General features: G+C 49.9%; 5 protein-coding genes. All 5 read right to left on the reverse strand.

What is annotated here, in order from left to right; all coding sequences use genetic code 11:
- Window positions 1–103: 103 nt before the first annotated feature.
- Window positions 104–2,980, reverse strand: a complete 2,877-nt coding sequence (locus PLH32_11625; protein ID HQJ65253.1) for a glycoside hydrolase family 2 TIM barrel-domain containing protein — start codon at window positions 2,978–2,980, stop codon at window positions 104–106.
- A 138-nt stretch (window positions 2,981–3,118) separates the two neighbouring features.
- Window positions 3,119–5,707, reverse strand: a complete 2,589-nt coding sequence (locus PLH32_11630; protein HQJ65254.1) for a glycoside hydrolase family 3 C-terminal domain-containing protein — start codon at window positions 5,705–5,707, stop codon at window positions 3,119–3,121.
- Window positions 5,708–5,826: 119 nt separating this feature from the next.
- On the reverse strand, window positions 5,827–7,767 hold the full coding sequence (locus PLH32_11635; protein HQJ65255.1) for a glycoside hydrolase family 97 catalytic domain-containing protein: 1,941 nt from the start codon (window positions 7,765–7,767) through the stop codon (window positions 5,827–5,829).
- A 40-nt stretch (window positions 7,768–7,807) separates the two neighbouring features.
- Entirely contained in the window at window positions 7,808–10,474 is a 2,667-nt protein-coding gene (locus PLH32_11640) for a glycoside hydrolase family 9 protein (GenBank protein ID HQJ65256.1), read from the reverse strand.
- An 83-nt stretch (window positions 10,475–10,557) separates the two neighbouring features.
- A complete protein-coding gene (locus PLH32_11645; GenBank protein ID HQJ65257.1) occupies window positions 10,558–12,990 on the reverse strand; it encodes an endo-1,4-beta-xylanase in 2,433 nt (810 codons plus the stop codon).
- Between the last annotated feature and the right edge of the window lie 68 nt (window positions 12,991–13,058).

A 13,058-nucleotide genomic window follows, 5' to 3' on the forward strand; every position in this document is an offset into this window, starting at 1 on the left:
TACTGGTATTACGCCCATAAGCATTGACTTTTACACAAGATTTTGGACTTGACTCGCTGTTTTCTGCTGATATTAGTCAGGGCTAATTTATTTACCGATCTTATCACAGGCTTTTTAATGTTACTACTGCATTTTTCAAGCCATCCGTCGTCGCTTCAAGTTTTATTTCTCCAGAGTTCTCTTGCGACTGGATCACAACAAGGCACAAACCGTGGAATGCCCTTCGCTCGCTGGCTTTAAAATGCTCATGGCTGGTGGGATTCCCGTTGTCCACTCCGGCAATAGCGCCTGCGCCTTTAATTACGAATTTCACAAGATGGTTGGCATTGGGGCAGACACGACCTTCCTGATCCACAATCTCGACTTTAACATACGAAAGATCCTTGCCATCGGCGCTGATTTCGGCACGATCCGGCGTCAGCCTTATTTTGGCCGCTAAACCTGCGGTTTGAACTATATCCGTGCACACGGTCAATCCATTGTTCTTAGCAATAGCCTTTAACGTTCCCGGAGCGTAAGGGACTTGCCATGCCAAATGCAAGTCCTCGGTATCACGGAATATCTTTTCGCCAAGTGACTTTTCATTCAAAAACAATTCCACTGATTCACAATTGCTGTAACACCAGACCGGTATCTCCTTGCCTTCGAAACCTTGCCAGTTCCAATGGGGAAGAATATGAACCATTGGTTTGGTTGTCCACTGGCTTTGATAAAGGTAATAGCGATCTTTGGGAAATCCGCATAAATCCACAATACCGAAATAAGAACTCACTGAAGGCCAGGCAAAAGGCGACGGCTCGCCAATGTAGTCAAACCCTGTCCATACGAATTCACCGGCAACCCACGGTGCGCTTTTGACCGCTTTGAGCGTAGCTTCCGCGGTACTTCCCCAACTGGGCGTGGTCATATCGTAAGAAGCGCACTGGTTATTCAACTCTTTTTTGATAACCAGCGTATCTCCTTCTTGAACCAGATTGTATTCTCCACGAGTGCTGACGGCCGAAGCAGTTTCAGTGGCAATCAACTTCGCCTTGCCTTTCAGCGTCTGGTAGAAGGGCATGGAATAATTAATGCCGAACAGGTCGAGTGGTTTTGAAAAGCCGCTCTGGATGGCCGCTTCCGGGGTATTACATCCCGAAGTGACAGGCCGCGTCGGGTCTTCCGCATGACAGATATCCACAAGCCGCTTTGACATCTCGTATGCATCAGCATTATTTTGCTCGGGGATTTCGTTGCCGATGCTCCACAGGATAATACTGGGATGGTTCCGGTCGCGATGAATCATGTCCCGTAGATCCCGCTCGCTCCATTGGTTAAAAAACGAGCCATATCCGAACATGGTCTTGTTTCTGATCCATTCGTCGAACGCCTCGTCCATGACCAGGAACCCCATATGATCGCATAAATCCAGCAGCTCGGGTGCAGGCGGATTGTGGCTTGTGCGAATGGCGTTGCAGCCAAAGCTTTTCAGGATTTCCAACTGACGTTCGATGGCCCGTTTGTTGATGGCACTGCCAAGGCATCCCAGATCGTGATGCTGGCACACGCCCTTGATGTCGACGTGTTTGCCATTCAAGAAAAAACCTTTGTCTGTTGTAAATTCAAACGTGCGGATGCCGAAAAGCGTTTTACAGGCATCCACACTATTGTTTTGCACAAGGATTTTGGATTCAACGCAGTACAGCGTCGGATTTTCCAGTGACCACAACCTGGGTTTTGCGACCTTTATAAACTGTTCGAAAATGCCAATGCTGTCCGCTTTAATTTCCTGAAAAACGCTGCTCCTTTTGGCAACCCGACGTCCGGTTTCATCCTCAATGACAGTTTCAAGCTTTACTGGTACGACAGAACCGGATTGATTCTGAATCTTGGTTTCGACGCGAACCGTTGCTTCGCTTTCAGACACTTCCGGGGTTGTGATCATAATCCCCCATGGAGCGATATGAACCGGTTCCTTGATATTCAATCTTACATTCCGGTAAATGCCTGCGCCGGAATACCAGCGCGAGCAGGGTTGCTGAACTTCTACCCTGACCGCCAATACATTTTTGTCTTGACCAAATTTCAGATGTGGGGTTAATTCATACTGAAAGCTGGAATAGCCATAAGGTCGATTACCGAGATGAACGCCGTTGATCCAGACGTCACTGTTCATATACACGCCGTCAAATATGATGAAAACCCGCTTGTCTTGAATATTTTCCGGCAGTGCAAACTCTTTCCGGTACCAGCCGATTCCTGCATTGATATATCCCGCACCGCTTCCGCCCGGGCAGGTTGAGTCAAAAGGTCCTTCAATCACTTTTTCGCCATCATTATAAATGCCGCCGCCCATGATCCCGTCGAACACCCGAACGGCGATGGTGTTTATTTCGCCGTACTTGATTATTTCGTGAGGGACTTTATAATGCCGTAAAAGATCCCAAGCCGTTATATAGTTGGGAGGGAAAGAACCCATACCGCCCACTTTTACGCCGTTGAAGTAAGTCTCGTCAGCATCGTCAATTTTGCCGACGCTGATGACGATATCTTTTCCTTTTAGATCCGCAGGAACAGTCAATCCGCAGCGGTACCAGCCATACACATTATCCGGAGTGTAGTTTGAATGTTCTTCCCAGGTGGAAGGGAGTTTCACAATCTGCCAGGAAATGTCGTTCAGGCCAGGGTCCTTCCAAAGCAGATTGTCGCCTTTATTGAATTTCCATTCACCTTTCACAATATTGAATTCAGGCGCCTCCGTCTCGCTCGTATCGAATTGAGCAAGCCCTTCGATACTCCAGTCGTGGGGCAGGTTTATCAGTCTCCACTGCGAATCATCAAACTTGGAATTCTGTCCATCCTTGACATCGCCGAGATGAAAGCGCCATGATTTGGTGAACAGCTCCCCTGTTTGCGGCTGAGCGAAAGCAACGGTAAACATCGCTGATAAAATTGCATGTAAAAATAAAGGATTCATAATATATGGAAGTTTAAATTTCATCTCAGGCCTCTTTGAGAACATACTACAACGAAACATTTGCAGGCATAGCCTGCGTATCCGGCTTGCCGACGGCTGTAACCGTTATTACTTTTTACTTTTCAATGGCTTGAGCAGCAGCGGGAAATACAAATCGAACGATCATTGAATCGCAATGGTGATCCATTTCAAATCTTTTGCGTCCGAACTGTTGCCGTAGAAAACCTGATACTCTCCGGGCGTCACGGCCATTTTACCGCTTTTCCTGTCGAAAAACTCGAATGCCCCGGCAGGCAGATTGATGATCGCTTTTTGGGTTTTTCCGGCAGCCACATCGACCCGTTGAAAACCCTTTAGGGTTTTCAGCAGTCCTTCCGTTTCATTGGCCTTGCGGACATAAACCTGAACGATTTCCGTTCCATCGCGTTTGCCGATATTCGAAACTGGAATGGTCAACTCGACGGATTCTTCCTTGTTGATTTTCATCTTATTCAAACTTGCCTCGCCGATCAAGAAAGCGGTATAACTTAATCCAAAGCCAAAAGGATAAAGTGGATCAGACATGTAGCGATAGGTGCGTCCCTTCATGGAATAATCTTCAAAATCGCCCACCTGTTGGATGTTCTTATAGAACGTGATCGGCAGTTTGCCGGACGGATTGTAATCACCGAACAGGACATCGGCGACCGCCTGTCCGCCGGATTCGCCGCCGTACCATGCCTGGAGAATGGCCGCACAGGTTTCGGTCTCCGGCATCAAACCCATTGCGGATCCTGAGCAATTCACTAGGATAATTTGTTTGCCGGCTTGTTTCAGAGCCTGCAAGCAGTTTCGCTGAATTTCAGGGAGTTCGATATCCGTACGGTCGCCGCCCTTGAAACCGGGCAATTCAACCGGCATTTGTTCGCCTTCCAGCTGAGAAGAAATACCTCCTGCGAATACAACGATATCGATGCCATGCAGCTTTTTGATGAGTTCATCGAATTTGACCGGCATTTCTTTGCCGAAATTCATACGCAGGCCGGCGGGCCAGCGGCCAATCTGTCGAAAACAGGCCTCGATTTTGTATTCCTTGCCTTTTTCTACTTTGAGCGGAATGCGCAGCGTACGCGGTCCAAACCGGACCGGCTTGTACAGGGTATCTGCGTTTACAACCAGTTCGAATCTACCCCTGGGTTCCACTTTGAAAATGATTTCACCCGACTCGGAAGGTTTGTAGACCGTCTCATATTTCCCGGAAAAATCCTGCAGATTCACGCCTGGTGCAAAGGCATGCTGCCCATCCGTCGTTAATTGGATTGGCTGAGTGATCTGCACGGTGGCGGCGACGTCTCCGGTCAGATCACGGTTGTTCCAATACGTTGCTTTGATGCCTACTTTGCCGGAAATGGAACACTTTCCGATAATGGATTCAATATACGTTTTATCTGTCAGGTCACATCCCCGGTCATAGACAATTTTTTCAGCAGGGAGTTTGGATTTGATACCATCCAGGATCGTTATGGTATGCAAAGGCGTGCCATTGTAGTTTCCCCACATCATTCTGGCCTCATCGGCGTTGGGCCCGATCACGGCGATCTTTTTTATGGAGCGGGAGAGAGGCAAAACATGATTTCTGTTCTGCAACAGAGTCATGGTTTCAAGGGCCATATCCAACGCCAATTTTCGATGTTCGCTGCAATTGATCACTGAAGCTGGAATTTTCGTCCAGGGCACCAAGGCATCATCATCCATTTCTCCCAGATCAAAACGAGCGGCCAGTATGCGCAGCACGCTTTGATCTATTTCTTCTTCATCGATCAAGCCTTTTTGCACGGCTTTCGGCAATTGCAGGTAGGCCGGGCCGGCGCATTCTACATCGGTTCCGGCTAATACGCCTTTGGCCGCGGCATGCAGCGTGTCCGAGGATACTTTGTGGCTGGTATAAAAATCAGAAATGGCGCCGCAGTCGGAAACGACGAGGTATTTGAAGCCCCATTCATCCCGCAGGATTTTTTGCAGCAGCCGCGTGTTGCCGCAGCAGGGTTCATCATCCAAACGCTGATAGGCGCACATCACTTCCCGGACATCGGCATCCTGAACCAGAGCTTTGAACGCCGGCAGATAAGTTTCCCGTAAATCGCGCGGGTCAACGTTATTGACGTTGAGCGTGTGACGGCTCCATTCCGGTCCGGAGTGAACGGCGAAATGCTTGGCGCAAGCCAAGAGCTTTTTATATCGACTCTCAGGAGGGCCCTGCAGTCCTCTGACTACAGCCATGCCCATACGCGTCATCAGGTAAGGGTCTTCACCATAAGTTTCCTGGCCTCGCCCCCAACGCGGGTCGCGGAAAATATTGATGTTGGGGGTCCAGACCGAAAGGCTCAGAAAACGGCGATTTTCCAGACCCCGCTTCTGGGCCTGGTTGTATTTAGAGCGAACTTCGTCGGAAACGGCATCGAATATTTGATATACCAGGGCGTCATCAAAGGAAGCGGCCATGCCGATTGGCTGCGGGAAAACGGTCACGCTGTCATTATTCGCCAAACCGTGCAAGGCTTCACTCCACCAGTTGAATTTTTTGATGCCCAGTCGCGGAATAGCTTCAGAAATATCGCACATTAAAACAGCCTTTTCCTCCAGCGTCAGTCGACCGAGCAGATCCCGGGCTCGCTCCAGCGAACTTTTTCCCGGATTCTGATATGGCAGCGTTTGGGCCTGGAGATGCGCAAAAAACAGAGCGAACACAGCAAGCAGCAAAATCTTTTTCATTTTTATAGTTCCTTTCCAGACGAGCAGGACACTCGTGGGCATCGGTCTTGATCCGGCGGTCAATAACTTTTCAACTGACGCTGACGGCGCGAGATATTTTGTCTGCAATATTTTTGGTGCTAATCGGTTCTAATGACAAATCCGCCCTGAGGAGACAAAACCAGCTTGATCGGGCGGGAACAATCGACCGCTTGCTGGACAACCTCTTTTGCATCGGCAGAATCGGTCATGAGGACCCCTTCGCCGGAGACAGCCAGAACGGACAGGTCCAGCGCCAACGGGCGTGGAGAATTTTCACCGTTGATGCCGGCGATATACCAGCGATTCGCTTGTTTTCGCGCCAGGACGACGTATTTTCCGGGAAAGCCGTCGATGAATTGGACATCATCCCAGATAACCGGTACAGTCCGCATGTACTCTTTGATATAATCCGGCTGCGCCGCCATGCCGCCGGGTGTTTCGGCGATATGCTGAATACCGCAGGTGAAAAGAACCGAAAGCGCCAGTTCAAAACCGTTGGTCGTTCGTCTCTGGACATTCGGTATGCCGGAAAAATTGACCGGTGTAAAATCCATCGGATCGAACAGATTTCTGGTAAAGGGGATGACCGTACAATGCGAAGCCTGGTTGTCGGCAAAGAATTGGCCGAATGTCACATATTCCTCTCCCCGGATCGCCTCCATGCCGATGAGATTGGGAAAGGTCCGCTGCCATCCTCGGGGAAAAGTGCTGCCGTGAAAATTTACTGCGAGTTCGTATTGGGCCGCATCCTGCAAAATATCCATATAATACGTCATCATGGACTGCCCGTCGCCGCCGAAAAAATCAACTTTGATGCCGCCAATACCGTAATCATGCAACTTTTGAAATTCGGCGCGTCGCAATTCCCGGGTGAGCAATTTATTGCGCGGCGTTTGGGGTGTAGTGTTCCAATCGCCGGCCGAATTATACCAGAGCAGGATTTTTACGTTTTTTGTTTTCGCATAATCCGCCAGTTGTTTGATCTTTTCATAACCGATTTGCGTATCCCACTGGGCATCGATGAGGCAGTATCGCCAGTTCATGGCGGCGCTGAAATCGATATAGCGCCGTTGCACATCATAAACAGTCGAATCATCCTTCAAAATGACCCAACTCCAGGACGCAAGGCCCGGTTCCAGCCATGAAGAAACATCATATTTTGCCGGAGCAGCCAAATCGGTTTCCAAAGTGGACTCGACGAGACCGGCAAGGTTATCGGCCAGGGCCACAATACGCCAGGGCGAAAGCCACGGCAGAGTCGATTCAGGCAAAGCCGGTCCACCAGATTTGCTCTCCTGCGGTTGCGGATATTGCACCGTGTATTCTCCATCCGGAGAGAATTGACCGAGACGTGATCCGCAATTGTTGGTATCCACGCCCGCCTCGCTGAGACAGATCCAATACTTGCCATAATTGAACAGAGCCGGCAAAACCCAACCGGCCGCATTGGGAGCAACGACGCCAACCGGAATGTCCAGATTGTAATACTCTTCGTAAGAGGGCGAAGAGTAGCACCATTGCATCCTGGCGTCGGCGCAGGGCTGCAAAAACGCTTTTGCGGCCGGGTCAAAGTGATAAGAAGTCGATTCTCGATAGATTCTCACTTTGGCTGTCGTTTTCTCCGGGAAATGATATCTGAACGCCACGCCGTCGTCCGACACCTGAAAAATGATCTTGAGGGTTTGTGCCTTTGGATTCTTTAGATAAAAGGTGCGTTTGTTGCCGGAATAGATGCAACGCACTCTTTTACCATGCAGCAATTGATAACTGTCGCGAACCAACTGCACGTCGGAAACAGCACTAAGGGAGAGATGGGTGGAGAAATCGCCGTCACTTCTGACCAGACCTAGTCTGGATTGTTTGAGGACCGTAACACCCGAATAAGAGATCGAATAGACTGGTTCACCGAGGGGCGTTAATCTGAAATCGACTAAAATTTTATTATCTGGACTCTGTATCTTATAGCTCTCCAAGCAAATTGCTTCTGTACTAACAACGGCCATAAACAGGATCAGCAACGACTGCGCCTTTTTTATCATCCGTACCTCGCTATCTAAATTGCGGTTTTCATGGAGAAGCCTAGTTTTTCAATTCGTTTACCGCTCGGCCAAGAAAGATATATTCAGCGCAGTTATCCAGCACGCACTCATTTTCACCCCAGAGAAACGGCCAGTCATCCTTGTTCTCTGGGAAATCCGGCTGCAACAGCAACAGACCGGGAACAATGCCGCCGGCAATAAATCGAAAATCGGCACGGTTATTTCCATAGGTAATTTTTTTCGATACGGTGCCCACGGAAGAGACGAACGACATGTTCGAATAGGGATGACAACCCATGATATAGTTCAAGCCTTTGTAGATGTACTCTGAATCGATGATTTCAGGATAGGCCTTGTGTGCATAGTAATTGTCAATTGCCCACCTGACGATCATGCTGTTCCCGCCCCAGCCCCTTGAAATCATCGGCACGCCATAGGGATTTTCTTTAGCGAGTCCATCCATATACTCTTTATACTTGACGACATAATCCTTCAGCCTGACACGATATGCGTCATCCATGTAAGGCCAGGCGCGCAATGCTGTGGATATGCTATAAGGCAATGCTCGATCCAGTTCGGGCCAGATGGATTCTTTGAAAAGTCGGCCATAGGTCTCGTCTTTTGTTGAAAGGAACAACTGCAGTGAAGCCATGAGCTTGACGTTGCCACCAAACCAGGCTGCCCATCTGGATGTATCAGGACCTTTAAATAGTTGGTTGTCTTCCTCCCACAGAGTTCGGGCCAGAGTCAGACACTCTTCAGCCAGAGGTCGGTTGAAATTCAGCAGTGCACGATGGGCTGCAGCCAGAGCGGCGACGGTATGATAGTCGGTCCAGGCCGTTCGTTCGGTAAATACCCAGCGATCATCCATGGTGCCGCTGGATTGGCCATCGGATTCATAAGGTTTTAAAGCGGGATTATAGGGCAGATTATCGGTGATGGTGGAGGCGTCGCCCAGATGGTGGTAGAGATGCAGCTTGGGAACGACAATGCCTCGTACCGGGAACCCGATATTTTTCACCTGTGCGGCCAGATTCAGCGTTCCGTGTTCAATTTGCTGTAAAATATCCGGCTTGCCGTCCGGGCGATGTATATCAACATAACGGGTGTCCTGATCAATATACGTTTCATCACGATCGAGAGCGAAATTCTCCCAAGCGTCGACGAAGCTCAGAATAGCGGCGCAATGAGAATCGGTCTGAATATCGAAATCGCCGGCGTCAAACCAGCCACCGACAGTCAGACCGGGGATGCGTTCCAGAGGTTTGTATTTCGTACCTGTGGTGGCGCCCATGGTATAGCCGTCAAAGTGCTGCTGATTGAGCGGCGCCTGCAGTGCATCATCCAGGTACGGAACACCATGCCACGTGCGATACGCCTCGTTGACCTTCATGTGATCCATCTGCACCGGAAACCAAACATCCAGGGTGGGATGCCAAATGTTGCGATAGACCTCAGTGCCGATGGGAAAGCTGTTGGTTTTTTGCTGACCATATTGTATGAAATAGAGGCCGGAATCCTGCACCGGAGTAAAGTCAAACTTGAAGTATTGGTAGCGCAGGAAACGGCCCCAGGGTTGCACATTGGCTGTAAACATGGCGACCGGCTTGCCGTCCGGCGTGACCTGATAGACGGTTGCCTTGGCCAACGGCGTGTCATTCTTGTCCAATTCGATGACCGCGACCTTGTGCTGGTTAGGCCGATACCCCACCTGCGAAAAGCCGATCACCGGTGCCCGTTTCCAATTGGGCACCGCATTGGCTTGCAGATACCACGTGAGCACCAGACCTGATTTTTTGGCAGGAATCAAACTGCGCACAATATACCATCCATTTTGCGCCAGATTGCGGCCGTCATATAAGCTCAAGATTTCGTCCGCAGACCTGATCAGGACAAAACGTTCCGGATCTTCAGGCGCCAGGGCAATGGTTTTGCCTGTGGCAAGAGGGAGGGGGAGGATAAACTCGCCTTTACCCCGGTCATCAAAAGTTGAATGACCGGCGAATTGCGCTATTTTTTGCGCGCTGGGTTTAACGACGGTATCACCGGAGGGATACAGAGGGAAATTGGCCGGCTTGCCGTCCGCCAGATAGGATTTTTCAAAATACGCAGCAGGCAGAAATTCCAGATTAAATCCGGCATGACCTTCCAGCTTTTCGGGAAGCGGTTTATCAAGAAAAACGTCGATCTCTACGCCCTTATCCTTGGCTGCAACCCGGATCCGGGAGTCAAAGTCGAATTCCTTATAACGGAGCGTAACCTCGATGACGTTGTTCTTTTTATCCACTTTGCGATCCACGACGGCAGGCACCAGGTCCCATTGTTCCGGAGTATTCTGCAACCTGACGGCGCCGCCGGTTGCCGTTCTCACTCCGTGATGGATGAGTTCAATACCGGCCGTCTTTTCATCAAAAAAGAAACCGTTATACTGGTTGCTGAACACCAGGACATTGACGCCTGGCGTTTCAAAGTAGCCCAGGTCATTGACCTGCAGCGTTTGGCTAAACGAGGCACGAAAGCAGAACAAAACAGCAATGAAGAGAAAATGCGGCTTGAGGATGGAGGCTGCCATGCCCATTCCTGCTTTTAGCACGGGACGAGTATCTTCGATAAGCATGTGTGACATTTTTTCCGCCTTATTGTTATTGTCCCGGGATACGACGAAGCCGGAGGTACGATACGCATTTGTCATACTCTGCAGCAACACGATTTGCAGATCCTACGGTTTCGACCGTGAAAAAGCTCTTTCTCATTTTCCGGGAAAAACGAGAAAGAGCTGGTCATGGCCTGCTAACGCAGCAGCACTAATTTTCGAGTCACCGTCCGATCGCCGGCTACGAGTCGGTATAAATAGGTGCCGCTGGGAACCGGAGCGCCGGCGCCGCTTTTTCCATCCCAGACTGCTTCGTGGCCTCCGGCGTTCAGGTTTTCGTTTACCAAAGTGGCAGTTTCCCGGCCAAGCAGATCGTAAATTTTGAGGACTACTTTTGCAGGTGCATCAATATCGAACCTGATTCTGGTCGTAGGATTGAAGGGATTGGGATAATTTTGCTCCAATCTGAAAATTCCCGGTTGTTCCGGTTCGTTCCGCTCGACAAGAGTCTTGTAGTCTTTGATATACTGAGCCAGCCATTGCATGGCGGGCCTCCAGGTTCCGTCTGCGCGCACCAGGTAACAGGTGGTTTGCCACATCTGCCCTTCGAGATATCCCCAAAGGGTTATGCCTTTCACCCCAGGATGTTCCCACAGGACCGGGAAGATTTTTTTAAACAGATCCAATTGTTGAGTGTCATTGGGAGTGCCGTAATTGCTGAGATTGCCCAGGTCCAATTCAGTGATGTAGATCGGCAGTCCGGTTGCGGCAAGCCTGTTGAGATTATTCGTCAAGGTGGTTGTGCTGGCCGATTCGAGTTCAAAGCGATGCCCTTGAACGCCGATACCGTCGATCAATCCTCTCTGCTTCAACAGGTTGATGATTTTCAGGTAGGTGGTGGTCGCGGCATCGTCATTGATAATGCCAAAATCATTCAAAATGAGTTGCGACTTCGGGAAATACAGTCTGGCTAACGCAAAGGCGTTGATGACCCAGTCCCAGCCGGTGCTGCCATTACCGCCCAGAGCTTTTTTATAATTGGCGCGCGCCGGGTTTCCGCTCCCATCCGGCGGATTGTGGTCGTTCAAGGGTTCATTGACTACATCGATCATATCAATTTTGGGATATCTTTTAGCCAGCATTCTGAACCAGGTTTCAATATATTTGATCTGCTGGGCAGAGTCCAAAGCGGAAATCCAGGAAGGTTGCTGAGCGCCCCAGATCAAGGTATGCTCCTTAAATAGCATGTTGTTATTTATCGCGTAATTATAGGCTCTGTCCAATCCAGTCCAATTCCATTTTGTGGTATCCTGCGTGCCTGCGACCGATCCCCACTTGCCGGCGTTTCCGGGCGATAGCTGTGTCCAGTATTTTGCAAACAAGTCATCAGGTACATCACCGTAGGCGTTGCCCAAAAATTTATCGGCTCCGGCGGCCAAAGGCGGACCTTGAAAATATTTGCTGGAATCAGGCGGTGTTTTTGCGGTAGAGCCGGGCAACCCATTATTCAGAGCATCAACGGTATAAAAATATTGCGCTTTACCAAAGGCGATCTTGTCGATCTGCAATCCGTCTTCGCGACTGGCGATTTGAAATATTTTATCCAGGCTGTCCGGAGCGACATAGAATGATTTTTCCGGTGAAGCGCCCTGGTACAAATTCTTGGTAACGTTCACCCATTTCCAGATTTGTGTCCCCAGCGCTCCGGGACCATCCACATAATCGGCCGCATTGGCAAATCCGGCACCGGCCAGTCCGTTGATGAAAATCCAATCTGCACTGGCGGTATCGCCTTTTACACCAAAACCTCTACCGTAGAAAAAGCTGTCATCGTCATAGCCGCCGGCGCCCACGCGCAGGCGAACAAACAGATTGTAATAGCCCGAATCCTGAAAAGCGACCTGGTAGGTGGCTATCCGGTTCGTGTCAGCAGGACTGGCAAGCCCGGTATAGTTTTGGGTCGTAGTGATATAGGTGACAGCGCCGTCCTGTGTTTTGGAAAAGAAACTGCCGATCTTACCGGATTCGGCTTCGACTATCACCGGCAGTTTGGGAGCGTTCACATCCGTTATTCTTAGATTATCTATGTAAATGACATTGCCGATATCGCCGGAATAACTGAAATGAATCGGTGCCCGGATATAGGCCTGGTCGTCACTTACCGTAAACCGCATGGTATACTCTTTCCATAGCGTGCCGAGTGTGGCAGGACGGATAGCGCCGTATTCCGAGTAAGAGTAATTGCCTACTGTAAAATTGACCTTCGCGCCGTTCTTTTTCGATCTGGCCCAAACCGAAAAATTATAGGTCGTGCCCTTTTTCGCGGGAATACTGTCGGCCACCGCCTGAATATCCCATTGATTGGTTCCGACGGCTTGGATCACAACTTTTAACGCCCGGTTGCCCTGTTTGACCGTATCACTGGTGATTTCGAAGATCGGTGGTGGTGTGATGCCGCTCGCTACCTGAATCAGCCAGCCCTTGATGCCGGCCGCATCGACCACGCCCGGATTGGAACTCTCAAATCCGCCGTTGGTCACCAGCTGAGCCAGCGCAGTGCCCGAAGTCATGATGAACAACACGAGCATACTAAGGAGACTCATGGACGATCGATTGCGAATAGAATTCATTTTGACCTCCAATCAATTTAGTGTAGCGTGATTAGTTTTTCGCGTAAAATGGTCGAGAAAAGTCGAAC

The organism is bacterium, assembly GCA_035419245.1.
In the GTDB taxonomy this organism is placed as follows: Bacteria; Zhuqueibacterota; Zhuqueibacteria; order Residuimicrobiales; family Residuimicrobiaceae; genus JAKPUX01.

Excerpts from the sequence above, each read along its gene's own strand:
- PLH32_11625 (HQJ65253.1), bottom strand. The coding sequence starts at position 2,980 with ATGAAATTTAAACTTCCATATATTATGAATCCTTTATTTTTACATGCA.
- PLH32_11630 (HQJ65254.1), bottom strand. The coding sequence starts at position 5,707 with ATGAAAAAGATTTTGCTGCTTGCTGTGTTCGCTCTGTTTTTTGCGCAT.
- PLH32_11635 (HQJ65255.1), bottom strand. The coding sequence starts at position 7,767 with ATGATAAAAAAGGCGCAGTCGTTGCTGATCCTGTTTATGGCCGTTGTT.
- PLH32_11645 (HQJ65257.1), bottom strand. The coding sequence starts at position 12,990 with ATGAATTCTATTCGCAATCGATCGTCCATGAGTCTCCTTAGTATGCTC.